This window comes from Sphingobium sp. LSP13-1-1.1, assembly GCF_040676415.1.
In the GTDB taxonomy this organism is placed as follows: domain Bacteria; phylum Pseudomonadota; class Alphaproteobacteria; order Sphingomonadales; family Sphingomonadaceae; genus Sphingobium.
In genome coordinates this window covers 1-25,659 of sequence record NZ_JBEGHU010000011.1, presented here as the reverse complement: position 1 = coordinate 25,659, position 25,659 = coordinate 1, and the positions used below count along the sequence as shown (strand labels likewise).

Sequence of the window (25,659 nt, the reverse complement as noted above, 5' to 3'; positions counted from 1 at the left end):
GCCGCGACTTAGCAAGCAGCTAGTGAATTGGCCGACAAGCTGTTCTGGCAAGCAGGGCCACCCTCGTTGCCGATCCACAAGAACCGGAAGATCAACAGAATCGGCCGCGTCCGGAATTCCATCATTCGAATAAATCGAACGCTGGGGCATATTTTATCAGGATACGCAGCAGAAATCTCTCCCGCTAAACCTCCAATCACACTGGAACGACCCGAGTGTAGGAAATTTCGATTGGAGACCGACATGACCATCAAAGCGACCCCGACCCCCGGAAAATCCCTGATCAACCCCAGCGACCACACCCTTGTCATGATTGATTTTCAGTCGCAGATGGCTTTTGCCACCAAGTCGATCCCGACCGAACTGCTGCGCAACAACGCCGCCCTGGTCGCGAATGCAGCCGCCGGCTTCAACGTCTCGACAATCCTGACCACGGTTGCCGTCGACAGCTTCTCCGGCCCGATGTTCAGCGAGATCACCGACGCTTTCCCGAACCAGCCGCTGCTCGACCGCACTTCGATGAACAGTTGGGAAGATGCCGCCGTCATCGACGAGGTCAACCGGATCGGCAAGGAGCGCATCATCTTTGCAGGGCTGTGGACCTCGGTCTGCATTGTCGGCCCCGTCGCCTCGGCGATCGATCAGGGCTTCGACGTCTACTTCATCTCCGACGCCTGCGGTGACATCTCCGAAGAGGCGCATGAGCGCGCCGTCGAGCGGATGATCCAGCTGGGCGCCAAGCCGATGACCTCCCTCCAATATCTTCTCGAGCTGCAGCGCGACTGGGCCCGGACGGAAACCTACGACATGACGACCGGCTTCGCGAAGAAGTGGGGCGGCGCCTATGGCCTGGGCATCACCTACGCCAAGACCATGTTCAACGCTTCCGAGGGCGCCCACTAAGGCCCCGGCCTCCCGGCGGCCGGGCACATCCCCCCTTCCCCGCGTTCGGCCGCCATCCCGCTACCCTTACCGTATAAAGGAACCCGCCATGACCAGCTTCATCACCACGGCCGACGGCACGCAAATCTTCTACAAGGACTGGGGCAGCAAGGACGCTCAGCCCATCATGTTCCATCACGGTTGGCCACTCTCATCCGATGACTGGGACGCGCAGATGCTGTTCTTCCTGTCGAAGGGCTATCGCGTCGTTGCCCATGACCGCCGCGGCCATGGCCGTTCGGCTCAGGTCGATTTCGGACATGACATGGACCATTATGCCGCAGACGCTGCTGCGGTTGCCGAGCATCTCGACCTGCGCAACGCCATCCACATCGGTCACTCGACCGGCGGCGGCGAAGTCGCGGCCTATGTCGCCCGCTTCGGCATTCCGCAGGGCCGCGTCGCCAAGGCGGTGCTGGTGAGCGCTGTCCCCCCGATCATGCTGAAGACCGATCGCTATCCCGGTGGCCTTCCCATGGATGTTTTCGATGGCCTGCGCGCCGGCCTTGCCGCCAACCGCTCGCAATTCTTCCGCGACGTCGCCTCGGGGCCCTTTTACGGCTTCAACCGTGAGGGCGCGGACGTGAAGCCCGCCGTCATCGACAATTGGTGGCGCCAGGGCATGATGGGCAGCGCGCTCGCCCATTATCAGGGCATCAAGGCCTTTTCCGAAACCGACCAGACCGATGACCTGAAGGCGATCAGCGTGCCCACGCTGGTGCTGCATGGAGACGACGACCAGGTCGTGCCCTACAGGAACGCCGGCCTGCTCCAGGCTGAAATCCTGCCAGACGCCACGCTCAAAATCTATGAAGGCTTTTCGCACGGCATGCTGACGGTGAACGCCGACGTGCTGAACGCCGACATCCTCGCCTTCATCCAGGCCTGACCCAGCCAACGCCGGAGAACCGACATGAAAGCCTATATCCTCTCCCTGGGCGCCGGCCTGATCGTCGGGATCGTCTACAGCCTCATGGGCGTCCGTTCTCCGGCGCCGCCGGTCATTGCGCTCGTGGGGCTGACGGGAATCCTGCTGGGTGAACAGCTGCTCCCGGTCGCCAGGCGCATGGCCAGCCTTCCCGAACTGACCCGCTTCGTGCGACAGGACTGCGTCCATCATGTGCTGGGCGAACTTCCCATGCACGGAAAGCGCGACGCATGATGAACCGCCGCCAGTTGCTCGCCGGCGCCGCAGCCGCGACCGCCCTTCCCCTTGTCACGGAAAGCTTCGCCATGACCCAGACCGACCTCATCCTTACCAACGCCAAGGTCACGACCCTTGACCGCGAGAACCCTCAGGCGGAGGCAGTGGCGATCCGGGGCGGGAAATTTCTCGCTGTCGGTACGGAACAGGAAGTCCGCGCCGCTGCCGCACCCAATGCCCGCGTCATCGACGCCGGCGGCCGGCGCCTCATCCCCGGCCTCATCGACAGCCACATCCACGTCATCCGCGGCGGGCTGAACTATAATATGGAATTGCGCTGGGAAGGCGTGCCCACGCTCGCCGACGCCATGGCCATGCTGAAGAAGCAGGCAGAAAATACGCCGCCGCCGCAGTGGGTACGCGTGGTGGGGGGCTTTACCGAACATCAGTTCGCGGAAAAGCGCCTGCCCACCATCGCGGAGATCAACGCCGCCGCGCCGGACACGCCCGTCTTCATCCTCCACCTCTACGACCGCGCCCTGCTCAACGCGGCTGCGCTGCGGGCGGTCGGCTATACGAAGGACACGCCCAATCCACCGGGCGGCGAGATCGTCCGCGATGCGCAGGGCAACCCCACGGGGCTGCTGCTCGCCCAGCCCAATGCCACCATCCTCTATTCGACGCTGGCGAAGGGGCCGAAGCTGCCGCAGGACTATCAGCTCAATTCGACGAAGCATTTCATGCGCGAGCTGAACTCGCTGGGCGTCACCAGCGTGATCGATGCGGGCGGCGGATCGCAAAATTATCCCGACGATTATGAAGTGATCGAAAAGCTGCACGAGGATGGCGATCTGACCCTGCGCATCGCCTACAACCTCTTCACGCAAAAGCCGAAGGAGGAGCTCAAGGATTTCGCGACCTGGTCGACGCAGATCAAGCCGGGCGATGGCGACGACAGCTACCGCCACAATGGCGCGGGCGAGATGCTGGTCTATTCGGCCGCCGACTTCGAGGACTTCCGCGTCGCCCGTCCCGACATGCCGCCGGAGATGGAAGGCGATCTCGAACCCGTCATCCGCCTGCTTGCCGAGCGCCGCTGGCCCTGGCGTCTCCACGCCACTTATGACCAGACCATCTCCCGCGCGCTCGACGTGTTCGAGAAGGTGAACCGCGACATTCCCCTGAAGGGCCTCAACTGGTTCTTCGACCATGCCGAAACGATCAGCGATCGCAACATCGACCGGATCGCCGCGCTGGGCGGCGGCATCGCGGTGCAGCACCGCATGGCGTTCCAGGGCGAATATTTCGTCGAGCGCTACGGCGCCAAGGCCGCCGAGGCGACGCCTCCGATCAAACGGATGATGGATGCCGGCCTGCCCGTGGGTGCGGGCACCGATGCCACCCGCGTCGCCAGCTACAATCCCTGGGTGTCGCTCAGCTGGCTGGTGACCTCGAAAACCGTGGGCGGCCTGGCGCTCTATCCGACCCGCAACCGGCTCGACCGCGAGACGGCGCTGCGCCTCTGGACCGAGAAGAACACATGGTTCTCGAACGAGGTCGGCAAGAAGGGGCAGATCAAGGCGGGCCAACTGGCCGATCTGGCCCTGCTTTCCGACGATTATTTCAGCGTACCGGAAAGCGAGATTGCGCATCTCCGTTCGGTGCTCACCGTGCTGGGCGGCAGGATCGTCTATGGCGAAGGCACCTTCGGCCCGCTCGCGCCGCAAGCGCCAAAGGCCATGCCTGACTGGTCGCCGGTCGCGACATTCGGCGGCCACTGGCGGCGGGATGAAAGCGCCAGGACGATGGCGTCGGCCTGCGGCTGCGCCTCGTCCTGCAACGTTCATGGCCATGATCATGCCGCGGCACTGGGCGCGAACGTACCGGCCTCGGACGTCCAGAGCTTTTGGGGCGTCATGGGCTGCGGCTGCTGGGCCGTCTGATTGCAACAGCGCCCCTCCCCGACCAGAGGGGCGCCATTTTTTTTCGATATTCTGGAACACGATGTCCGATTTTATTCGGATAGTTCGGATATCAACGAGTGCGTAGACAGTCTTCGCGACCTCATCGCACGCCGAACAACACTCTACGGAGATACTGATATGACCCGCATCGCCCTCATGGTGGCAACCGCCCTGGTCGCCATCAGCCCTGTCGCCGCGCCTGGACAAACCACGGCACCCTCACCGCAATCCACCACCGACTTCGCCGTCGGTCCGCAATATGACACCACCCATGTTTATGTCGCGCCGGAGGATTTCGACCGCTTCGTCACCAGCTTCACCGCCACCTTCGGCGGCACGACGAGCAAACAGGGCGTCTTTCAGGTCACGCCGACCGACAGCAAGACGAAGTCGCAGCTCGCACTGACACCGGCCGGCACGGTTTCCGTCTTCGGCTTCCTCACTCCGATCCCCGCGCCGTTCGGCGCCGAGCGTACCGGCTATCTCGTGACCGACCTGGATGCCGCGGTCGCCTCCGCGATGCGGCATGGCGCGACGCGCCTCATCACCAGCTTTCCCGACCCCATCGGCCGCGACGTCGTGGTGCAGTGGGCGGGCGGCGTGAACATGCAGCTCTACTGGCACACGACCAGGCCAAGCTATCCCGCCCTCGCCACCGTGCCGGAAAACCGCATCTACCTGACCGCCGATGCCGCAGACCAGTTCGTGAAGCAGTGGCGCGGCTTTGCCCATGCGACGGTGACCTCCGACGACAAGACGGCGCCGGGCGCGGAGATCGGCCAGCCGGGCAAGAGCTATCGCCGCATCCGCATGACGTCGGGCTATGGCAAGATGAGCGTGATCATATCGGACGGGCAGCTTCCCTGGCCCTATGGCCGCGACATGACAGGTTATGAGGTCGGCGATCTGCCCGCGACCCTTGCCAGGGCGACGGCGGCTGGTGTCGAAACGCTCGTTCCCGCGCATGGCGAGGGTGACCGCCAGGCCGCGATCGTCCGCTTCCCCGGCGGTTATATTGCCGAGATCCACGCGCCGGTGAAGCCATGATCGGCGTGCAGGAACCCCGCTTCGTCGATGCCATCCTCGATTGGCCCCCCACATGGTTCCTGGCCCGTCTGGCGCTGGTCGGGGCCTATCTTCTGGGCGGCATCGTCAAAGCGACCGATTGGCCGTCCGCCGTCGCCGAACAGGCGCATTTCGGCATGAGCCCGCCTGCTTTCTGGGCAGCGCTGACCATTGGCGTAGAGATTGCGGGGCCGATCCTGATCCTGACCGGGCGCTTCATCTGGCTGGGCGCAGGCATGCTGGGCGTCTTCACGCTGCTGGCCGCCTTCACCGCCAACGCCTTCTGGGCGATGCCCCCGGGTCAGGAACGCTTCATGGCGACCAATGCGTTCTTCGAACATATCGGCCTGATCGGCGGCTTCGTCCTCGTTGCACTTGTCGCCGAGCGGGACCGACGCCGTGCTTAGGTTGATCATCGCGGCGGGGCTGCTGGCGGGAGCCACCGTGGCGCCCGCCAGCGCCCAGCAACGCGAAGCATGGCAGGCACCCACGCTCAGCATCACGCGCTATGATGAGGACTGGTCCGACCTCGCCGATGCGGAGAAGCGCGCGCATCACTGGAGCGGTCCGTTCAAATATATCCCGTTGGGCCAGGACAGCTGGGTCACGACCGGCATCGAATTGCGCGCCCGCAGCGAGGATTATCACGACAATCTCTGGGGCGGGACGAGCTCCCCTGACGACCAGTATCTATGGCTGCGCGCATTGCCCTATGCCGATCTGCATCTGGGCAAGGCGCGCGCCTTCGTTCAGCCGATCCTCGCCTACGCCGTCGGCGTCTCGCCATCCGCCAGCCCGATCGATCAGACGCGGGCCGATCTGCTTCAGGGATTTGGCGAACTCGATCTCGGCCCGGTCAGGCTGCGCGCCGGGCGCCAGATGCTGTCGCTCGGCACGGAGCGGTTGGTCGGGACGCGATATGGCCCCAACGTGCCGCTCTCCTTCGATGGTGCACGCGCAGACGTGACGATCGGGCGCGCCAAGATCAGCCTTCTGACCATGCGGCCCGTCCAGCCCGGTCCCGGCAGCTTCGACGACGCGACCTCCCGGAACAAGGCGTTGTGGGGCGCCTATGCGACCCTGCCTGAACTGGACATCTACTATCTCGGCTATCGAAACCGGCTTGCACGCTTTGGTGGGCTGGAGGGGAGCGAAGTTCGCCACAGCATCGGTCTGCGCTCCCATGGGGTGCGGGGCGACTGGCACTGGAATATCGAGGGTGTGGCGCAATTCGGCCATTTCGAGGGGCAGCGGATCGCCGCCTGGACGCTCGGCACTGAGATCGGGCACAGTTTTCCAACGCTCCCCACCGCGCCGGACGCCACCCTGCGCGTCAATGTCGTCAGCGGCGATGGCAAAGCCCATGACGGCAAGATCGGCACCTTCAACGCGCTGTTTCCCAAGGGCAAATATTTCGGCGAGCTTTCGCCAGTCGGACCGACCAATATCATCAACGTCAATCCCCGCGTCAGCGGCACATTGGGCGGCGGCGTTTCGTTCAGCCTCGCCGCGACGGCCTATTGGCGGTACAGCATTGCGGATGGCGTCTACGACATTCCCGGCAAGCTGATCCGCCCCGCAAACGGGAGCGCGGCGCGATTTATCGGCAAGGAAGCCGAAGCGACGATCGCATGGCAGGCAACGGCTGAGTGGGAATTGTCGGCATCCCTGTCGGCCTTTGCGCCGGGGGATTTCATCCGCGAAACCGGTCCCGACAGGACGATCAGGATGCTTGGCCTGGAAAGCAATTTCCGGTTCTGATCTTTTCCATTTTATCGAACGACGGCATCTATCTTATTCGACTGCATCAACAGCGCGGTTGCCGGTAGACGCAGCCATGGACATCCAAGGGAGACAGTCATGACCGCCGACAAAACCGCCACATTGCCTTTGCCCTGGCTGCTGCTGCTCCTCTCCGTGACGACGGGGCTCGTCGACGCCATATCGGTGCTCGGCCTTGGCAAGGTCTTCACGGCGAACATGACAGGCAACATCGTCTTCCTCGGCTTCGCCGCGAGCGGCACGCCAGGGTTCAGGGTTGCCCCCTATGTCTTCGCCATTGCAGCGTTCATGGTCGGCGCCCTGATCGCCGGACGCGTGGGCAAACACCATATGGGCTCGCCCCTTCGCCGGTGGCTGTTCATCGCCGCCTCCATCGAGGCCGCGCTGCTCTGGATTGCAGCCGCTGTCGCCATCGGCTTCGACGTGGCGACACAGTCCCCCGGCTCCAGCGTCAACATCATCATCGCGCTGACCGGGCTCGCCATGGGCTTTCGCAATGCGACCATCCGTCAGCTCAAGGTGCCGGACCTCACCACGACCGTCCTCACGCTCACTATCACCGGCCTGGCGGCTGATTCCGGCCTTGCTGGCGGAACCAATCCGAACTGGGCACGGCGCATCGGCAGTGTGGCGGCGATCTTCCTTGGCGCCGCCATCGGTGCCTATCTCGTCACCCATGGCGGACTGGTTGCCCCGCTCATTCTTGCCGGCACGCTGATCTTCGCAGGCACGATCGCCTGCATGCTTCACCCCGCCGCCGCCAGGCCACTCTGATCCGCTAACACGCGCTCGGCCCAGCGTCAGGCCGCGCTTCGGTGTGATCAGATATCGCCCATCCCCTCTAGTTCCATGTCGTCCGCGCCCAGAGCGACGAACTGGTCGAGCAGCCAGGAGGCCGCCGGTCCCGGCGGAGCATCTCGACGCCACACGCCCGCAAAGCGATATGTTCCGCCGACATGATCGGGCATGGCAAGCCGCACCAGCGTGCCGGCGAGAAGGTCCGGTTCGATCATCGACAGTGGCATGTTGCCCCACCCGATCCCTTCACGCAGCAGCGCATGTTTGGCGCCCAGATCCGCGAGGCGCCATGTCTTGGGACTCGTGACTGAATAATCCTGCCCCTCCGTGAACCGGGAACGGTCCGTCAGCACCAATTGGGTATGCTCCCGCCCAGCGCCTGGGGGTATCCGCTCCATGCGGCCAAGCGGATGGTCGGGCGCCGCAACCGGTACCATCGGAACCGATCCGGCCGCGATGCACTCGACGCCTTCCACGCCCGCCGCCAACGGCCCGGAGATCCCGATTGCGGCGCCGCGATCCAGCACCATGGCCGTGATCGCGCCCAGAGCCTCGACATGCAGGCGCAGTTGCACCGTCGGAAACTCGACCGCGAAATTGCGGAGGATTTTGCCAAGGCGTTCTGACGGCACCATGACATCCACGGCCAGGTCAACCTCCGCCTCCAACCCGTCGAGCAGGCCTTTTACCTTCGCGCGCAGTCCATCAAAACCATGCGATATGCTGCGAGCCTCGGCCAGCAGGGCACGGCCCTCCACCGTCAGTTGCGGCTTGCGCGTGCCCTCCCGGTCGAACAATGTCAGCCCGAGCTGCGCTTCCAGATTGGCGATGCCATAGCTGATCACCGACACGGCACGATTGAGCTTCCGTGCGGCGGCCGCAAAGCTTCCCGTGTCGACGATACTCAGGAAGATGCGGAGTTGGTCGAAGGTCGGCGTGCCGGGCGTATTCATTGCTCCACTTTCTCGAACGAATAGGCCGGCATTTATCCATGCAGGCCGAAGGGTTCGCAAGGCAAAACAGGCCTCCATCGACGGTTCGAGGCCGTCCAACGGAGACATGTCGGCGAACAGGGACCGATCCGCCTGACCGGCTGTCACGCCATGGCTGGCAAAGCGCCTTCGGACCATGATCGCGCTTCCGCCATGGCCTCATCCAGCAGCCAGCGCCGAAATGACCGCATGGCGTCGCTTTCCCTGCGCGATAAAAGGCGCGTCAGCCAGTAGCGGCCGGCATCGACCGCAATGTCGAATGGCTGGACCAGGCGTTCCGCCATCAGTTCGCTGGTGAACATCGCGGCCGGCGCCAGCGCCACCCCCAGTCCATTTGCTGCCGCCGCGACCATCAACGCGGAACTGTCGAATACCGGGCCGCGCAGCACGGGTTGAGGGGTACCCGCTGCCTCGAACCAGCGGCGCCATTCGTCCGGCCGGTACGAACGCAGCAAGGGTTCCTGGCTCAGGTCGCGGGGGCTGCTCAGGCGGTTGGCGACCGATGGCGCGCAGAGCGGCGTCAACCTCGCTTCGAACAAGGGTTCGGCAAGGACCCCGTGCCAGGCGCCGTCCCCGAACCGTATCGCGAAGTCGAGCGCTTCCGCCGCCATGTCGACGCGATTATTGTTGGTCGAAACGCGCAGGTCGATGTGAGGACAGGCGCGCGCGAACCCATCAAGTCGAGGAAGCAGCCAGCCGGTCGCGAACGTGCCGACAACACCGATGTTCAGTACCTCGCGAAACCGTCCATCGGCATATTGGTCGAGCATCGCGCCCAGCCGATCGAACATGTCGGCCAGCACGGGCGCCAGCGCCTGTCCGTCGTCGGTGAGTGCCAGACCACGCGGCAGCCGATGGAACAGGCGCGTGCCGAGCCGCCGTTCGAGCTGCGCAACCTGATGGCTGACCGCCCCTTGGCTGACGCACAGTTCGATCGCCGCGCGCGTGAAGTTGAGATGGCGCGCCGCCGCGTCGAAAGCGCGCAGGGCATTAAGAGGAATCTGGGCACGATCCATCGATCATCCATGAACTCAACTCATGGCTCTGTCGAGAAATGATGCTTTGTTTCCGCGTCACTCCTGCCGCAATCCTGCCCGTGAAGGAGATTTGCGAATGTTGAAGATGCGACTTGCAACGGCCGCCGCCCTGGCCGCGCTATCGAGTTCGATCAACGGTTTGGCGCAAACGGGGGAGGATCCGCTGACAAAGCCCATCATCGGCTCTCGAACCGCAGAATGGCTTTCTCCGGCGCCGCCACAGAAGATCTTCGGTAATAGCTATCTTGTTGGCTTCGGCGGCCTGAGTGTCGCCCTGATCGACACGGGTGCGGGCCTGATCCTGATTGATGGCGCGCTGCCACAGGCTGCACCCGCCATCCTCGACAATGTCAGGCGCCTGGGCTTTCGCCCGCGCGACATCAAATATATTCTCAGCACCGAACCCCATTTCGACCATGCCGGCGGCATTGCGGCGCTGGCGCGCGACACAGGCGCGACTGTCGTCGCCAGTCCGCGGGGCGCGGAAGGGCTGCTGGCCGGTCGCCATGCAGCCGACGATCCGCAACACGGCTATGGCGGCTCCTGGCCAGCGGTCGCAAAGGTGCAGACGATCCGCGGCAACCAGAGCTTGCGGCTGGGCAATATGACAGTCACCGCATTGGCGACGCCAGGTCATACGATGGGCAGCATGAGCTGGCGCTGGCAGTCGTGCGAACAGAAGTTGTGCCGGACGATCATATTTGCCGCCAGCCTGAACCCGGTATCGACCGACGACTTTCGCTACACCGCGCCGACCGCCCGCCCGATCGTCACCGGCTTCCGTAAAAGCTATGCCACGATGAGCGAAACGCGCTGCGACATCCTGATTTCGGCTCACCCCGACAATGCCGGCCCGGGTCGGTACAACGCCCGGCCAGGGGCCTGCCGCGCTTATGCGGAACGCTCCCGCAAGGCGCTGGATCAGCGCATGAAATCAGAGCGGCGCCAGGGTCAGGACTCACCGATCAGAGTCAGAAGATAACGGTTGCGGCGCCTGTAGCGGCGCTTGTCATATTTGACGGGCGCGTTGTGCGATCTTCGACCGGGGATGCAGGGTTTGACGCCCTTTGCCTGCAAGACATCCCGGAACCTGTCGGCGTCACGGCCCATGCCGCCCGCGCCCAACCTCTGTCAGGGACCTTTGCTACCACCCTCATTGGCCTTCGCCAGCGCGATTGCGACCTCAATCTCGCGAGCGGTTGCCATCAGTTGCGAAAGCTCCTTGAGATTGAAGGGACCGGGCGACGAACTGTTTCTGGATGCGGAAATGGCCGCCAGCACCCGGCCGTCCGGCATAACCACGGGAACCGCCACGCATGAAAGCCCCTCGGCGGTCTCCTCATGATCGAATGCTACGCGTTCGCTGGCGATGCAAACCAGTTCATCGCGCAGCTGGGCCGGGTCGGTGATCGTGCGATCGGTGAGTGCCGGGAATGGGCCCGTGGCAAGATAGGCTTCACGCTGGGCTTCGGGCAGATAAGCAAGAAGCACCTTGCCAATCCCCGTGCAATAGGCCTCCAGCTGCAGGCCGACTTGCGTAAACAGGTCGTCCGCGCGGGGGCCGGTCTTGAGACGGTACGTCACCATCTCGTTCTCGAGCGTGCCAAGCTGTACAACGCAATCGAGCTTGTTCGCCAGGCGCGAAAGCTTGCCTACGGCCGCGGCGGCGATGATCTGCTTCTCATCGATCAGTTCGAGAAGGCGCAGCAACCGCGCACCCGGACCCAACTGGCGCCCCGAAATACGGGCGAGAAATCCATCGGCAACGAGGGTCGCCACCTGCCGATGCGCCGTTGCGATAGGCATATCAAGCGATGCGGCTATCGCGGCGACGCTCCGCCCTTCCCTGTCCACAAGCACCGCCTCCAGCATCTGGAGGCTGCGCGAGAGCGCGTTGATCGTAGGCGTTCCGGGCGTGCGCATCAGGCGTCCAGCTTTATGTCTCCGATGGATACGGAACAGTGGGTCAGGCAGACGTCGTCGTCAACTTCACGGGCGTGACTGACGACGCCCCCACGAGCCGGAGCGCACAGCTTTCGCATTCGCCTGTCCAAAACTTCGGGTTCTGGCTGCGACACCCGCAAGCGCCATTTCTCTTTTTTAGTCGAGCGATAGCATTCGGCTCTGTCGAGCCGTAAAAATCAAGCAACCTTCAGAAAAAAGGAGTTATTTCATCGCCCCGCGATCAAATATTATCTCCAGATGCTCGATTTTCCCCAAGGTTTCATCGAACGTAAAAAGATCTACAAGACTGGATGCCAGTGACTGGCTGTCCTTCCGCGTCCACTTATAGTCAAAATGTGCGGCCCAAGCATTCTCATTGGCCACTGAACCGTAGATATTGATAATATCCACTTTCGCGCTGGTCGTATCACCGTAGAGCCGTTCGTAAAACGGCTCGACCGGCATGCTGCCATAGACCGGTGACTTGACAGTCGCGCCCAAGGCGAAACAGGCAAGCGTCGCTGCCATGTCGCCATTCTCCATCGCCTGGAGATAGGACCTGATGACCTCTTCGCGTCCCATCTGAAACCTCCTCTCGGCTTTGCCGCATGGCTCACCGGAAAATGCAATCTGGCAAAGACCGGACGATCATGTTCCGGTCTTTGCCACCTCAGTTCACTTCGGGTCGAAGGCGATCGCCTTCATCTCGACCAGCAGCAGCGGGTGCGGCAGCTGGTGGACGGCAACGGTCGTCCGGGTCGGCCCATTCTCGCTGAAAAATTCCGCCCAAACTTCGTTGAAACCACCAAAATCGTTCATGTTGACAAGGAACACGCTGACCTCGACGACGTCGCTCAGCGCAAGGCCGGCATGCTTGAGGATCTCGCCGATGTTCCGGATCACGGCACGGCTTTGCTCCTTGATATCCAGCTTCGTGACGCCCATTGCGTCAACTTCGGCTCCTTCGAAGGTACCGTCCTGGCGGCGCGAGCTTGTGCCGGACACGAAGACCAGATCGCCGGCCCGCCGGTAGTGCGGAAAGGCACCGCGAGGTACAGCGAGTTCGCTGATGACAGCTGCCTCAGGCGCTTTTACACCGGCAACAGCGGCTGCCTTGCTCTTGATAGTTTCTACAGTCATTTTGCTACCTGGAATTCGGCAGTACCGAGGTTCTGCACGCCAAGGGAAACGCTTACACCGGGCCGCAGGGCCTCGGCCGAGGTCGCTGCGCCAGCCAATACGATGTCGCCGGGCATCAGGCGCTCTCCGGCCAGGGCCACGAGGCGCGAGGCATCAGCCAATGCGCGATAGGGCTGGCCAAGGATCGCAGCGCTCGAACCGACCTGCACCGGCTTGCCATCGAAGCGCATCACCATGCCCAGGTTGGTGATGTCGTCGATCCGGCGATGCCACGACCCCACGACAAAGCCTGAGGAAGAGGCGTTATCGGCCACGACGTCAGTCCAGGTAAACTTGAACCCTTCGTAGCGTGAATCGATGATCTCGATTGCGGGCGCGATCGCCTCAACCGCATTCTGGGCTTCCAGAAGTGTGATCGGGCCAGCAATTTCCTTGCCGATCAGGAACGCGATTTCCGGCTCGCAGCGCGGGTGCACGTAGCGCTCCATTTCGATGGTGCCGCCGTCGTCCACGCGCATCGCATCGGTCAGGCGGCCCCAGATGAGGTCGGACACGCCCATCTGAACCATCTTCGCGCGGCTGGTGAAGCCCATCTTCACGCCGACCCGGCGTTCGCCACGAGCGATGCGACGCTCGATCGAGCGGGCCTGGATGCGGTAGGCATCTTCGACGCTCAACGCATCGCCAAGCTGACCGATGGGTCGAGCATGAAGCGCGGCAGTGTCCACTGCCTCGGCCATTGCATCAATATCGACCAAAACTCTGCTCCTCAAAACACTGCAACTTCATTTCCCCGCTCGACACCTTCTCAGGAGCGCTGGCTGGAGGGAAGCACTCAAACATTGTCATCCAGTGGCCGGCAGGAAATTCACCGAAACGCTGCCCAAGCCGTTGATGTCGGCTTCGTAAGTCTCGCCGGCCTTTACCGGCACCATCGGCCCCAGAGCACCGGTAAGCACGACGTCTCCGGGCTGGAGCGGCTGCTCGACCTTCGCCATGGTCCTTGCCAACCACAGAGCGGCGTTCAGTGGGTGACCCAAGCATGCGAGCCCTGCTCCGACGGAAACCGGCTCGCCGCGATTGGACAGTGCCATCCCGCACATTCCGAGGTCCACATCTGCCAGCTTCACGGGCCGGTGCCCAAGGACATATGCGCCGCATGAAGCGTTGTCGGCAATGGTGTCGACGATCGAGATATCCCAGTTGGCGATGCGGCTGCCGACGATTTCCAGAGCCGGAAGAACGAATTCCACCGCACCGATCAGTTCCGCCAGCGTCGTATCCGCATGACGAAGTTCCTTGCCGATCACCAAAGCGACTTCCGCCTCGACCTTGGGCTGAAGAACCTGCTCAAAAGCAATGCTCGCGCCGCTGGGCGCTTCCATGTCGGCAAAGAGCACGCCATAGTCGGGCTGGTTCACGCCAAGCTGCCTCTGCACCGCAGCCGAAGTCAGACCGATTTTCTTGCCCGAAATCCGGCGCCCGGCGGACACGGCAAGCTGGGCATTGATCTTCTGCACTTCGTAGGCAGCGGCAAGATCGTCCGCAGGAAGGAACGTCCTCACCGGCGCGCACGGGCTCTTTGCCGCCTCGGCATTGCGCAGCAATTCTGCGGCTTTTTCAATCATGTTGGTCATAGCTTCACGCAAATATTCTTGAGTTCGGAGTAGAAGTCGAGCGAATGATGCCCGCCTTCGCGGCCGAGGCCGGACAGCTTCGTGCCGCCGAAAGGAGTCCTCAGGTCACGCAGGAACCAGGCGTTCAGCCAGACGATCCCGACGTCGATCTGCGCCGCAACGCGATGCCCACGCTTGAGGTTCGAAGTCCACACGGCCGAGACGAGGCCATATTTGCTGTCATTGGCGAGCATGACGGCTTCTTCTTCGGTGTCGAACGGCAGCACGTTGCAGACCGGCCCAAAGACTTCTTCCTGCATGCAGCGCGAATCCTGCGCGAGGCCGGTCCACACGGTCGGCTCGATGAACCACCCACCAAGGCTTTCGCTCGCAGCGTGGATACCGCCCCCGGTCATCACTTCTGCCCCTTCCTCGCGGGCGAGAGCCATGTAACCGAGAATCTTCTCGCGGTGCTTCTGCGAGATCACCGGGCCAAGCTGGGTATCCTTGGCCCACGGATCGCCAATGCGCATCCCCTTGGCATGCGCGGTCAGGGCAGCCACAAACTTCTCGTAGATCGGCCGCTCGACATACACGCGCTCGGTGCACATGCAGACTTGCCCGGTATTCAGGAAGCTCGACCGCGCAACGCCAGCGACCGTCTCTTCGAAATCGCAGTCCGCGAAAACGATGGCCGCATTCTTGCCGCCCAGTTCGAACGATACGGGACGCACGCCCTCGGCAGCCTGCCGCATGATCGTTGCACCGGTCCCGGATTCGCCGGTAAAGGTAATGCCATTGACCTTCGACGACCTGACGATCGCTTCGCCCGCGGAGTTCGCACCGAAGCCGTGGACGAGGTTGAACACGCCGTCCGGCACACCCGCTTCGGCAATGACCTCAGCCAGCAACGTTGCCGTGCCCGGCGTTTCTTCGGAAGGCTTGGCAATGATCGCATTGCCGCAGGCGAGCGCCGGAGCGACCTTCCACGAAAACAGCAGCAGCGGCAGGTTCCATGGCGAAATGACGCCGACGGTGCCGAGCGGACGACGCTGGGTGTAGTTCAGCGCAATCGATCCATCCGGCGTCGGGGTCTCGAAAACCTCGCCGCCGGTGGTGCGGATCATCGAGGAAAACGCGCGGAAGTTTGCAGCGCCCCGTGGCACGTCCAGCGTGGATGCCAGCGATGCCGGCTTGCCGGTGTCATGAACCTCGGCTTCAAGGAAGTCCTGGAAGCGGCGCTCGATCCCGTCAGCGATCTTGTCCAGCAACGCGGCACGCTGCTCGGGAGTGGTCTTGCCCCAATCCCCCTTGAGCGCCTTCCGGGCATGGTCGGCGGCTTCGTCCACGAGGTCGGCTCCGGCCTCGTGAACTTCAGCGTAGACCTTGCCTGTCGCCGGATTGATATCTTCGAAGCTGCGGTTGGTTGCCACGAACTGGCCACCAACGAAGTTTCGATATTGGGTATTAGACATCCGATGCACCGATTCAGCTTATCAAGTTGCAAAAAGGCTTATAGTTCGAATTGAACCACCGCAGCGCCCGCACCATAGGTCGGCCCATAGGCCAGCGTTTTGGCCCCGCGGAAGCCGCCCGTGGCTCCGAGAATCCACGCAAGATGCTTCATGCCCATGTCGGCGCCCGTCGCCTTGGCATAGTCGGGCAGCCAGGCTCGCAACGCTGCCACGTCCCCCGCTTCCATGAGCGACAGAAGTTTCCGGTTGTGTACGTCGTCATTCTCGCCGCCGAAATGGTCAGCAGCGATGTCGATCTTTTCGTCGATATATTTGCCTGACAACCCGCCGACGGCAAGCACCGCCACCCGCTTGCCCTGCAATTCGGCTTGCTCGGCGGCCAGCTTTGCCAGTTTTTCGGTCATGGCAAAATCGTGATAGAGATTGTTCGCTGCGGCCACTGCCTTGATCTCGCCGGTCGGGTTGACGAAACCGGTGGCGACGATAGTTCCCGTATCGATCGGGAAACCGTCATAATCTACAGCCTTCGACTTGATACCTGCAGCAACGGCGGCCTCGACGCAGGCGTGGACCAGGTCCACATCGGCCCTGAGATTGGCCTGCAGATCGCCAAAGGCGTACCAGTTCTCATCCACATGGATATCGGTGCTGTGTTCGCGTGCCTGCCAAAGCTGATCCAGCACCGCCATCCATTGGGTTGAATAGATGAGCAGAACATCAGGCCTGGATTCAGCCAGTGCCTTGCCGGCTGCCCGCGCGCCCTCTGCCAGGGCCGCCCACGGCGGATTGTCGGGACGAAGGAACGGCAATGGGTTACCCGGGATGAGAAACGCGGAAACAATGCTCATTTCATAAACCTCCAAGGAACCAGGGGTCAGGCGGCGAGACGCCATTCCATGACCGCGTTGCCTGTCCCGATGACCGAACCATATCCGTGCAGCACGGCCGGGATGGTGGGGTAATCCATCGCTGACATCATCCACGGGAACGCGCCGGATTTCACTTCGGCGAAGGCCTCATCGACCCACTGCGGGAAGAGGTCCATGACTTCGCGGATCTTGCCCTCGCGCATCAGGTTGATCATGCGGACGTCCCACTTGTACCCGTCATATCTTTCCGGGTGTTCGCGGCTCATATCTTCCGGCGGAACCGGCTCTTCCTTGAAGTGATAGTGTGAGAAGGTATTCGAGGCGAGCAACACGGCCCGCTTTCCGCTCTTCCGAATAGCCTCACGCGTTGCCACGCCCAGGCGCTCCATCTGCTCCATGCCTTCGCCAAGCTGCAGATAATAAGGCGAATTGTTCGCCGAGATGCCGACGACAGGAATATCCCACTGTGGGCGAACCATGTGCAGCGTGGTGATCGTGCCATAGTCGACGCGAAAATTGGGATTGCGCATCATCTGAGACACCAGGCCGGCCGCTTCGGCTTCCGCACAGCAAGCCTCGGCCAGATCCACATCGATCTGCATGTCGAAATTGTAGCGGAACAGGTTCGGGAAGATCGGATCGACCGATTTCCCCTTCAGATCCTTAACGCCCAGGAAATGATGGCCGACCTGCGTAATCCAGTGCGGTGAATGGACCAGCAGGACATCGGGCTTCAGTTCGTCGATTGCGCGGCGAACGTGGTCATATGCCCAACGAAGCGTTTCCCAGCCACCTTCCGAGCGGGGCTCGTTCTGCGGCGGATTTTCAGCATAGACCAGATGGGGCGGATGAGGTGCAACAAACCCCGCGACAATCTTGCCTTCTCCCGACATAACCACTGGCTCCTTACAAATCTCAAAGAATGAGAGAATGAACTCGTAATCTGTGAGAACAACCTTACACGGCTTTGGCCGGCAGTCAACAGGGCCGGCCCGCGCTTTTGGCGATCCGATGGGTCACGATGCCATTTGGAGAGTGAGGTCAGGCAACAGAGCGTCACCTTCATTTCCTACTGAAATCTCAGCATTTTTGACACTTTCAGGTCCGCTTGACGCCAGATTGCAACATCATTATATCCCATCAAAGAAAATTTATATCTTAATATTGAAGATTTAAAACCGAAGCTGCAAGGGCGCGAGCAAGGCCGGGAAAGTCCGGTTGCAAGGCTCTCAGGCCGATTCTTCCGGGAGTGGAGTCATCGACCCTCGGCCGGGTCTGGTCACGCCAGTCTACCGCGAGATTGCAGCAGCGGCTCGAAACGATTGCTTGCCCCGCACGATGCACCGCAACGTGCGATCCCTGTCCGCCCGTCCCAGAGACGCATCGCGAGAGGCGAATTAGACATGACCCACGAAAGTGTTTCGGAACAGATTGAGGACCACGCCCTGGAACCGGTCCCGGTGGAACTGCGCCAGGGATGGTTGTCGCTCACATGGAACACGACCGGCATGGTGGTCTCCCTGGTCCAGATCTTCTTCGGCGCCCTGGTGACCTTTGTGGCGGGCATCAAGATCGGCCTGATCGCCGGAGCGATCGTGACGATACTCGGCGCGCTGCTTGGCTGGGCCTGCGGTCACATCGCCTATCGCTCGGGCCTGTCCAGCACGGTCCTTTCGCGCTTCTACGGCTTCGGTCGGCAAGGTTCGGTGATCTCATCGCTCATTTACGCGTTCATGATCATCGGCTTTCTCGCCCTCGAAAATGCGCTGCTCTATCACGGCTTCGTGTTCTACTTCCAACTCGAGGACACGGTCACGACCAAGATCCTGATCTATGGCGGCATGACGCTGCTGTGGATCCTGCTTACGGCCTATGGCTTCAAGCTCGTGGCCAAGGTCTCCTCGATCTCGCTGATCCTCTCGCTGCTGGTCCTCGCCTACGTCATGTATGTGGCGGTTGCGGGCAGCCATTACACCGTCGGCGAACTGCTTTCCTTCGGCTCGCAGTTCCCGCCCGAGGCGCTTGAGAAGATGGGCGCGGCCACGGACAAGGCAAAGTTCATCTTCGCCATCAACGTCCTGATCGGCTCGGCCGGAGCGCTCTCCCTGTTCGATGCCGACCTTGGCCGCTATGCGCGTCGCTCGGTCGACATCGGCATTGCCGCCCTGATGGGCAACATCGCGATGGACCTTCTGATGATGGTGACCGGCGGCGTGATCCTTTATGCTGGCGGCCCTGCCCTGATCCAGTTCTACACCCAGGTTCAGGGACTGACGGTCGAAGCTGCGCGGCATGCCGCTCTCCAGAGCCCGGATAGCATCACAGCAGCCTTCGTCGTGCTCGGCGGGACGATGGGCGCGCTCCTGCTCGTTCTCGCCCAGGGCAAGACGCAGGTGCTCAACACCTACAGCGCCTCGCTTTCGCTTTCGAACCTGTTCGACGCCCTCAGCTTCCGCCCCGGCCGCCTCGCCTTCGTGATCCTCGGCAACATCATGGGCCTGCTCATGATCTATGGCAATCTGCTCGAACTGATCAATTCATGGGTGACGATGCTGGGCGTGCTGACCACGGCCTTTGCCGGGATCATCGTCGCAGATTTCTACATCGTCCGCCGCATGTTCGACAACGATCTGGCGACGAAGGTGGCAAACGCGGAAGCCGTCAACTGGTCGGGTGTCGCCACCCTCATCGCAGCCGTATTCATGTCGCATTATGTGCTGTCGGGCATCCTGCCGATCGAGGGTTTCACGACCCTGGCAATGTGCCTGATCATCTATCCGCCGCTGCGCCTGCGACAGCTGAACTCGCTGGTGCCGGCTCACGCCTGAAGGCATTCCTCGTTCAAATCCCGATTTTGCAAAGGTATATCAATGGCAGGACGCAGTATCACTCTCGCTCAGGCACAAGCCCTGGTCGAAGCAACGCTGAAGGATGGCCGCGCGCGCAACCTTCAGCCGCTGACGGTCGCCGTGCTCGATCCCGGTGGCCATCTGCTTGCCCTGGCGCGCGAAGACAATTCCTCCAACCTGCGTCCGCAGATCGCGATCGGCAAGGCCAATGGGGCGCTCGCCCTTGGCCTGTCCTCGCGTGCCCTGAACGAAATGGCAGCCGAGCGGCCCACTTTCGTCAATTCGCTGGGCATGATCAGCCCGGGCGGCATCGTCCCTGCTGCGGGTGGCCTGCTGATCCGCAACGCCGACAAGGAAGTCGTCGGCGCGGTCGGGGTTACCGGCGACCTCAGCGACAATGATGAGTTGGCCGCCATGGCTGGCATAGCTGCCATCGGTTTCTGACCATCAAGGCCCGGAAAGCAGAAACGCTTTCCGGGCCTTTTGCTGTCAGGCAGGGCAACAGGGAAATGCAGGCCGGCAAGGCTGCATTCCGACAGAGCCCCCAAAGCGCCAGGACAAGCCATGCCGATCGCCAGCATCCAGATCCTCAAGGGCAGATCGTCCGAAGACCGCAAACTGCTGATCTCGCGCGTGACGGACGCGATCGTGGCCACGCTTGAGGTCCAACCCGTGCAGGTTCGGGTCATCCTCTCCGAGGTCGAACCCGAAAATTGGGGCGTCGCCGGAGTCACGAAGGCGGAGCCCCCTTTGGCCTGAAGCCCTCCTCCGGCAGTTGTTGCCGGAAGCAGAAAGAGCCCAGGCACGCCATAGCGCCTGGGCTCTTTTTCGGCTTTGATCCGCCAGCGGCCCGGAGCCGCCGTGAACCGCCAATTCTCCTCCCCGCGGCAAACCCGCGAGGAGGAGACCGATCTTAACGCTCGACCAGTGCCAGCACGCGGCACGGGCTGCCCGAACCCTTGATGATCTTCAGCGGCGGCGTGATCAACACGGCGCCGGTCGCCGGGAGCTTGTCCATGTTGGCAAGGCTCGAAAGACCGTAACGGTTGGTGCCGTGCATGTGGTGGTGGCAAGGCCAGCGGGTTTCAAACGAATGGGCCGCACCAGCGTCGGTGCCCACCGGTTCGGTGCCGACGCCGATGACCTTGCGCTCATGCGCGAGGAAGCCCGGAACGTCAGGGTGCTGGCCCGGCCAGCGGCTGTTGTCCAGGAACTTCTCGGTCGGATAGCGAGACTGCCAGCCGGTGCGGACGAGAACCCAGGCACCTTCCGGGATCATGCCGTGTTCGTCTTCCCATTCCTTCACGTCGTCCAGCGTCATCAGATATTCGTCGTCGGCATCGACCTTGGCGGTGACGTCGATGACGATGGCCGGCGCGATCAGCTTCTCGGCGGGGATCTTGTCCACCGAGCCGTCGGGATAGTCGCGGCCGGTGATCCAGTGGATCGGCGCGTCAAAGTGCGTACCGGTATGTTCGCCCAGATGGATGTTGTTCCAGTACCAGTTGGGGCCGCGTTCATCGAAGTTGGAGATTTCCTCGATGCGGAACGGCAGCGTCTGGTTGAACGGTTCCGGCAGTTGGATGACCGGGGTAGCGGGTTGCAGCGTATGGCTCATGTCGATGATCTCGACCTTCCTCGACTTCAACGCCTGGACAAATTCCTGAAGAATTGAACTCATGGTGAACTCCTTTGATTCCAAGTCCGGCATCGGGGGAATTCCCTGGCGATCCTGCAGCACATTTCAGCGTTGCGCCCGGTTGGCCGCTTGCGCCGCGGACGGTCACGTCCGGCTCATGCCTCTTGCTCGGAGACACTCCCAACAAACGACTACTGATGTGCTGACCCGAACCTCAGAAACCCCCAGCTCCCTCCGACTCCAAAAGCATATCTTACTAAATGAGATAATTAGATTATGCATTGAGATCGTGCCATCATGCTTCAGTCATGTCAACGCAACTGTTGGCAGCTTTTCGCGGCGATTCCGGCGTTCCCGCCAGGTGCCTCAGCAACTTGCGCGTCACCTAGCCCGCTGATATGCCGCAGCGGCAGTTTTACGTCCGTTCTTTCAAAGGAAGCACATCATTCGCGGCCCCCTTCTAACCCCCAAAAACAGCTCCGTAGGAAAGGCATTCGCCCTCCTCAGGACCATCGCATCGATGGGCCGGGACGTGTCAGCCACGGAGATCGCGCAGGCCACGGGCTCCAATCTTGCAACCGTGCATCGCTTCCTGCTGACGCTGGAGAGCGAAGGCGCGATCGTGCGGACGCGCAACGGACGGTTTCAGCTTGGTCCGACGCTGTCGGATCTGGGTGGCAAGGTCGATGGCGACACCATTCTACTCGACGCGATCCAGCCGCACCTTGAGGAGCTGGCTCTCGAATTCCGCGAAGCGCTGCATTGCGTAGTCCGCGTCGGCAACGAGGCGATGAATTCCACGATTGCGCTGCCCGACAGATCGCTGCTGATCAATCAGGACGTGGGCCGCCCCTTCCCCCTGCACTGCACTGCCGGGGGCAAAGTGTTCCTTGCGGCAATGGGTGAAACACAGCGCAAGGCCTTTGCCGCCAACCTCGAACTCGTGAAGTTCACTGAACACACGATCACCTCGCCCGAGGCCATGACCGCCGAACTGAACCGGATTGCAGATCGCGGCTACGCGGTCGACGATGGTGAATGGGAAGACGGTCTCCGGTCCGTCGCGGTCCCGTTACACAATTCGAGCGGCAGGGTAATTGCCGCGATCGCGCTTTCGGCGCCCGCCTCACGGCTCGATGACGACCGCGTGATCGAAGTGAAGAATCGCCTGCGCGAAACCTCCAAAAGCGTGGAGCGCCACCTGTTCTCGCAAAGCAAGATCTTCGGAGGCCGTGCAAGGCCGCTCGGCAACTATCCGCACCTCAAGCGCGTGGACAATTTCATCTTCATTTCCGGCACCAGCGCCCGCCGCGAGGACAACAGCTTCGAAGGCGTCCGCTTCAACGAAGATGGCACCTTCGACATCGATTTCCGTGAACAGACCCGCTACATCCTCAATTCGCTCGCCGAGATGCTGAACGATGTGGGCTCCAGCATCTCGGATATCGTCGATCTTCACGCCTATCTGACCGACATGTCGGCCTATGGCGTCTACAACGAAGTTTACGCCACCTTCTTTCCGCCAGACGGCCCGACCCGCACCACGGTCGGCGTCAACGAATTCATGCACCCGCATCAGGGGATCATGATCAGGGCAGTGGCTTACAGCCCGCAATCCTGAGTGATCCGGGCGCGGCTACACTGTGTGACGGGGGTTTCTCATCCAATGAGACGGCGCGTCATTTGGCCGTTGACGAGGTCGTCGCTCTTTCGAACTCTTGATGCCGATCTTTTGCAGGATGCAGGTTTATGACCACTGAAGAAATGATTGCGCTCTGGGAGGAACATTGCAGCTACGAGTTCGATACGCGTGATGTCGACGCGACGATGGCGACGATGGTTGCCGAACCCTATGTCAACCACATCCCCACTCTTGCAGGGGGCGTGGGGCACGATGCACTGAAGCGCTTTTATCGATATCATTTCATTGGCGGCAATCCTGACGACACGAAATTGACCCTCGTCAGCAGGACGGTGGGCGCGAGCCAGATCGTCGACGAGATGATTTTCAGCTTCACGCACAGCTCACAGATCGACTGGATGTTGCCGGGCATTGCACCGACCGGCAAGCCCGTCGAAATTGCCATGGTCGCTATCGTGAACTTCAGGGATGGCAAAGTCGCGCATGAGCACATCTACTGGGATCAAGCATCCGTACTCGTGCAGATCGGCTTGCTTGACCCGGCAAGCCTGCCGATCGCGGGTGTAGAAACTGCCCGCAAGGTTCTGGATAACAGCCTGCCCAGCAACGAACTTTTGGGCGCAGCCTGGACCAGCAGCAAGCACAAGCCTATCTAGTTCCAGATTCTTTGCGACACCTCCTGCTCGCAAACAAGTCGTTGAGGGGACTCCGGGGGCCTGCAAGTCGGCAGGGCCTGGACTCAACCCGCCGCGGTCAAGTCTGAACAATGGATTCAAGCCCCATGTTGAAGTGGTTTCTGCTGATCCTCGCCTGCCAATTTGCCGGTGAGGTCGTCGTGCAAGTCGTCCGCATTTCCTTTCCCGGCCCCGTGCTCGGCATGGTCCTGCTGCTCGGACTTCTCGTTGTCTGGGGCGACCTGCCAGAAGACCTCGAAAAGGCTGGAGATGCGTTGCTGTCCAATCTCTCACTACTGTTCGTGCCCGCAGGCGTCGGCATCATGGGCAGCGTCGCCATCCTGAAGGCAAACCTGCTTCCTCTGGGCGCAGCCATCGTCTGTTCGAGCCTGCTGACAATCGCCGTAACCGCTGCGACGATGGCAAGGCCGAACCGCGGCCGTCGAAAGAATTGCCATGCGTCTCCGCAAACCGCCAACGACGCTGGCGCCAATGACTGACGTGCAAACCATCTGGGACCATCTGGTAAAAGGCCCGCTGCCACATATCGTCCTGACGCTGATCGCATATCAAATCGGCAGCTGGGTCTATGAGAAGTCCGGCCGGAACTCTGCTTGCAATCCTGTCCTTCTGGCAATTGCGATCGTGATTGCTGTTCTGACACTGACCAACACCACCTACCCCGTTTATTTCGATGGCGCCAAATTCATCCATTTCCTGCTGGGGCCGGCTACCGTGGCGCTTGCCATTCCGCTTTATCGCCAGATCGACACGCTTAAACGTTCGGCGCGCGCGATCCTCGTCAGCCTGTTCGTCGGATCAGTGACAGCTTCGGCAAGCGCAGTCATCATTGCCTGGGCTCTCGGTGCCGACAGGGCAACGCTTGTCACGATTTCCCCTAAGTCGGTAACAGCACCTGTCGCAATGGCGATCGTGGAGCAACTCGGGGGAATTGAAGCACTAACAGCTGTGTTGGTAATCCTCACCGGTATCTTTGGCGCAATTGCCGGACCGGTCTTGATGAACCGCATGAAGATCGACGATTGGGAAGCCCGCGGCTTTGCACTGGGCATCGCCAGTCATGGCATTGGCACCGCTCGAGCGCTGCAGGTCAACAAGACCGCCGGAGCATTTGCTGCACTCGCCATGGCGCTCAATGCGATCCTGACATCTGTATTCCTGCCCATCGCCTGGTCGTTGATCGTTTGAGGGACGGTATAGAGCGGGACCGGTGCACATCGCCCTTGTCGACCCGTGCCGACAGCGCTCCCTTTGCATGGCATGGGCAGATGTATTTGATCCGACACCTCGTTCCTTCAACACGTGTCAAATAAACGTGGAAAGAGTGCCAGCTTCCAGCACGACGCGTGTTAAAGCGATTTCCAAGCGATCGGAACCGATCGCTGGTTAAGAAATCGCGGAAAACAAGGAATCCAGAGCGGCGATCTGATTCAATCAGATCGAAACCGCTCTAATCCACGACGATGCTTGTGAAGCCATTTGGCGCAAAACTCCGGATCGTTTCCCACGACGTCGCATCGCAACACAAAAGCGTGGTCCTCGACCGCGTCAGCGGATAGCGGCCTAAATTATACCGCACCTCAAGGGCGAGCCCTGCCCTTCCGTCAGGCGACCAGACGTGCGCTGTGCCGACGCGCTGGGGGCGCCATGGTCATCGCACTGCTATCCCGGCCACCTGGCGAACCCGGCCCCGCATTCAAAATCTGATCTTCACCGATCCCCGTTGCGGGGGCATTTCATGCATATGGCTCACTCCACTTCTGCGGTTTGGTGCCCGACAATCCTGCTGCTCAGGCGCCGGACATTCACGGGGATGGCGGTCATCCGTGGGATGGCGTTGACGCGCTGATAGAATTCATCGGCGACGATGAGGGCGCCGATGGAGACCCCGCCATCCTCGTCCATCTCACCGGTGGCCGGACCAAAGCCGTGCGGGATAGAGATCACGCCCGGACGCATCGTCTCGTCCGCCTCGGCGATCGCGGTGATCTTGCCGACATCGGATTCCAGTTCGATGTGATCGCCATTCTCTATGCCCAGCTCAGCCATGTCGGCCGGATGGATAT

Annotated in this window: 28 protein-coding genes and 1 pseudogene; 16 read left to right on the top strand and 13 right to left on the bottom strand. The window is 61.6% G+C overall.

Annotation, left to right across the window (positions count from 1 at the left end):
• Positions 1-243: 243 nt before the first annotated feature.
• From MRBLSP13_RS07415 to MRBLSP13_RS07380, 8 genes are all read left to right on the top strand, one after another.
• Complete coding sequence (locus tag MRBLSP13_RS07415) at positions 244-903, top strand: isochorismatase family protein (protein ID WP_363735612.1); 660 nt, start codon at positions 244-246, stop codon at positions 901-903.
• 88 nt (positions 904-991) lie between these two features.
• Positions 992-1,831: an alpha/beta fold hydrolase gene (locus MRBLSP13_RS07410; RefSeq protein WP_133651620.1), complete on the top strand. Its 840-nt coding sequence runs from the start codon at positions 992-994 to the stop codon at positions 1,829-1,831.
• Between the two features lie 24 nt (positions 1,832-1,855).
• A complete protein-coding gene (locus MRBLSP13_RS07405) occupies positions 1,856-2,104 on the top strand; it encodes a XapX domain-containing protein (RefSeq protein WP_363753758.1) in 249 nt (82 codons plus the stop codon).
• The gene (locus MRBLSP13_RS07400; protein ID WP_363753755.1) at positions 2,101-4,029 is read left to right on the top strand and encodes an amidohydrolase; all 1,929 of its coding nucleotides are present in this window, start codon (positions 2,101-2,103) and stop codon (positions 4,027-4,029) included. The genes MRBLSP13_RS07405 and MRBLSP13_RS07400 overlap by 4 nt, the downstream gene beginning before the upstream one ends.
• A 159-nt stretch (positions 4,030-4,188) precedes the next feature.
• The gene (locus tag MRBLSP13_RS07395) at positions 4,189-5,097 is read left to right on the top strand and encodes a VOC family protein (protein WP_363753752.1); all 909 of its coding nucleotides are present in this window, start codon (positions 4,189-4,191) and stop codon (positions 5,095-5,097) included.
• Entirely contained in the window at positions 5,094-5,522 is a 429-nt protein-coding gene (locus MRBLSP13_RS07390; RefSeq protein ID WP_363753749.1) for a DoxX family protein, read from the top strand. Before MRBLSP13_RS07395 ends, MRBLSP13_RS07390 begins: the two co-directional genes overlap by 4 nt.
• A complete protein-coding gene (locus tag MRBLSP13_RS07385) occupies positions 5,515-6,876 on the top strand; it encodes an alginate export family protein (RefSeq protein ID WP_363753746.1) in 1,362 nt (453 codons plus the stop codon). Before MRBLSP13_RS07390 ends, MRBLSP13_RS07385 begins: the two co-directional genes overlap by 8 nt.
• A 99-nt stretch (positions 6,877-6,975) precedes the next feature.
• Positions 6,976-7,671, top strand: a complete 696-nt coding sequence (locus tag MRBLSP13_RS07380) for a YoaK family protein (protein ID WP_363753743.1) — start codon at positions 6,976-6,978, stop codon at positions 7,669-7,671.
• Between the two features lie 47 nt (positions 7,672-7,718).
• On the opposite strand, the gene MRBLSP13_RS07375 is transcribed toward MRBLSP13_RS07380, so the two are convergent.
• Both MRBLSP13_RS07375 and MRBLSP13_RS07370 read right to left on the bottom strand, forming a co-directional pair.
• Positions 7,719-8,648: a LysR family transcriptional regulator gene (locus MRBLSP13_RS07375; protein WP_133651613.1), complete on the bottom strand. Its 930-nt coding sequence runs from the start codon at positions 8,646-8,648 to the stop codon at positions 7,719-7,721.
• Between the two features lie 143 nt (positions 8,649-8,791).
• Positions 8,792-9,703 carry a LysR family transcriptional regulator gene (locus MRBLSP13_RS07370; protein WP_363753740.1) on the bottom strand — a complete coding sequence of 304 codons (912 nt, stop codon included), beginning with the start codon at positions 9,701-9,703 and terminating at the stop codon, positions 8,792-8,794.
• A gap of 97 nt (positions 9,704-9,800) precedes the next feature.
• Between MRBLSP13_RS07370 and bla the strand changes: the two genes are divergently transcribed.
• Entirely contained in the window at positions 9,801-10,706 is a 906-nt protein-coding gene (bla, locus tag MRBLSP13_RS07365) for a subclass B3 metallo-beta-lactamase (RefSeq protein ID WP_133651611.1), read from the top strand.
• Here the strand turns inward: bla and MRBLSP13_RS07360 are convergent.
• From MRBLSP13_RS07360 to MRBLSP13_RS07320, 9 genes and pseudogenes are all read right to left on the bottom strand, one after another.
• Positions 10,706-10,831, bottom strand: a pseudogene (locus MRBLSP13_RS07360) (IS5/IS1182 family transposase); the annotation flags it as partial. The gene bla and the pseudogene MRBLSP13_RS07360 overlap by 1 nt on opposite strands.
• 24 nt (positions 10,832-10,855) lie before the next feature.
• Entirely contained in the window at positions 10,856-11,647 is a 792-nt protein-coding gene (locus MRBLSP13_RS07355; protein ID WP_363753737.1) for an IclR family transcriptional regulator, read from the bottom strand.
• Positions 11,648-11,890: 243 nt separating this feature from the next.
• Entirely contained in the window at positions 11,891-12,250 is a 360-nt protein-coding gene (locus MRBLSP13_RS07350; RefSeq protein ID WP_363753735.1) for a nuclear transport factor 2 family protein, read from the bottom strand.
• Positions 12,251-12,343: 93 nt separating this feature from the next.
• Positions 12,344-12,808 (bottom strand): RidA family protein, encoded by a 465-nt coding sequence (locus MRBLSP13_RS07345; protein ID WP_133651608.1) that lies wholly within the window; start codon positions 12,806-12,808, stop codon positions 12,344-12,346.
• Positions 12,805-13,566, bottom strand: coding sequence for a 2-keto-4-pentenoate hydratase (locus tag MRBLSP13_RS07340; protein WP_363735603.1), 762 nt, complete (start codon positions 13,564-13,566; stop codon positions 12,805-12,807). The genes MRBLSP13_RS07345 and MRBLSP13_RS07340 overlap by 4 nt, the downstream gene beginning before the upstream one ends.
• Before the next feature lie 87 nt (positions 13,567-13,653).
• Positions 13,654-14,445, bottom strand: coding sequence for a 2-keto-4-pentenoate hydratase (gene mhpD, locus MRBLSP13_RS07335; RefSeq protein WP_363753732.1), 792 nt, complete (start codon positions 14,443-14,445; stop codon positions 13,654-13,656).
• Positions 14,442-15,899 (bottom strand): 2-hydroxymuconic semialdehyde dehydrogenase, encoded by a 1,458-nt coding sequence (locus tag MRBLSP13_RS07330; RefSeq protein ID WP_363735601.1) that lies wholly within the window; start codon positions 15,897-15,899, stop codon positions 14,442-14,444. Before MRBLSP13_RS07330 ends, mhpD begins: the two co-directional genes overlap by 4 nt.
• Positions 15,900-15,937: 38 nt before the next feature.
• Positions 15,938-16,747, bottom strand: coding sequence for a tRNA U-34 5-methylaminomethyl-2-thiouridine biosynthesis protein (locus MRBLSP13_RS07325; RefSeq protein ID WP_363735600.1), 810 nt, complete (start codon positions 16,745-16,747; stop codon positions 15,938-15,940).
• A 26-nt stretch (positions 16,748-16,773) separates the two neighbouring features.
• The gene (locus MRBLSP13_RS07320; protein ID WP_133651605.1) at positions 16,774-17,661 is read right to left on the bottom strand and encodes a tRNA U-34 5-methylaminomethyl-2-thiouridine biosynthesis protein; all 888 of its coding nucleotides are present in this window, start codon (positions 17,659-17,661) and stop codon (positions 16,774-16,776) included.
• A gap of 510 nt (positions 17,662-18,171) precedes the next feature.
• On the opposite strand from MRBLSP13_RS07320, the gene MRBLSP13_RS07315 reads away from it, so the two are divergent.
• From MRBLSP13_RS07315 to MRBLSP13_RS07305, 3 genes are all read left to right on the top strand, one after another.
• Positions 18,172-19,596 (top strand): purine-cytosine permease family protein, encoded by a 1,425-nt coding sequence (locus tag MRBLSP13_RS07315; RefSeq protein ID WP_133651604.1) that lies wholly within the window; start codon positions 18,172-18,174, stop codon positions 19,594-19,596.
• A gap of 42 nt (positions 19,597-19,638) precedes the next feature.
• The gene (locus MRBLSP13_RS07310; RefSeq protein ID WP_363753729.1) at positions 19,639-20,061 is read left to right on the top strand and encodes a GlcG/HbpS family heme-binding protein; all 423 of its coding nucleotides are present in this window, start codon (positions 19,639-19,641) and stop codon (positions 20,059-20,061) included.
• Positions 20,062-20,181: 120 nt separating this feature from the next.
• Positions 20,182-20,376, top strand: coding sequence for a tautomerase family protein (locus MRBLSP13_RS07305; RefSeq protein ID WP_133651602.1), 195 nt, complete (start codon positions 20,182-20,184; stop codon positions 20,374-20,376).
• A gap of 154 nt (positions 20,377-20,530) precedes the next feature.
• Here the strand turns inward: MRBLSP13_RS07305 and MRBLSP13_RS07300 are convergent, their stop codons facing one another.
• Entirely contained in the window at positions 20,531-21,328 is a 798-nt protein-coding gene (locus MRBLSP13_RS07300) for a cyclase family protein (RefSeq protein WP_363735598.1), read from the bottom strand.
• A 370-nt stretch (positions 21,329-21,698) separates the two neighbouring features.
• On the opposite strand from MRBLSP13_RS07300, the gene MRBLSP13_RS07295 reads away from it, so the two are divergent.
• From MRBLSP13_RS07295 to MRBLSP13_RS07280, 4 genes are all read left to right on the top strand, one after another.
• Positions 21,699-22,877, top strand: a complete 1,179-nt coding sequence (locus tag MRBLSP13_RS07295) for an IclR family transcriptional regulator domain-containing protein (RefSeq protein WP_363753778.1) — start codon at positions 21,699-21,701, stop codon at positions 22,875-22,877.
• 128 nt (positions 22,878-23,005) lie between these two features.
• Positions 23,006-23,554: an ester cyclase gene (locus MRBLSP13_RS07290; protein ID WP_363735597.1), complete on the top strand. Its 549-nt coding sequence runs from the start codon at positions 23,006-23,008 to the stop codon at positions 23,552-23,554.
• A 125-nt stretch (positions 23,555-23,679) separates the two neighbouring features.
• Positions 23,680-24,072 carry a CidA/LrgA family protein gene (locus tag MRBLSP13_RS07285; RefSeq protein WP_363753726.1) on the top strand — a complete coding sequence of 131 codons (393 nt, stop codon included), beginning with the start codon at positions 23,680-23,682 and terminating at the stop codon, positions 24,070-24,072.
• Positions 24,065-24,781, top strand: a complete 717-nt coding sequence (locus tag MRBLSP13_RS07280; RefSeq protein WP_363753723.1) for an LrgB family protein — start codon at positions 24,065-24,067, stop codon at positions 24,779-24,781. The genes MRBLSP13_RS07285 and MRBLSP13_RS07280 overlap by 8 nt, the downstream gene beginning before the upstream one ends.
• A 561-nt stretch (positions 24,782-25,342) precedes the next feature.
• On the opposite strand, the gene MRBLSP13_RS07275 is transcribed toward MRBLSP13_RS07280, so the two are convergent.
• A partial coding sequence (locus tag MRBLSP13_RS07275) for a molybdopterin dinucleotide binding domain-containing protein (protein ID WP_363753720.1) occupies positions 25,343-25,659 on the bottom strand: 317 nt, incomplete at its 5' end.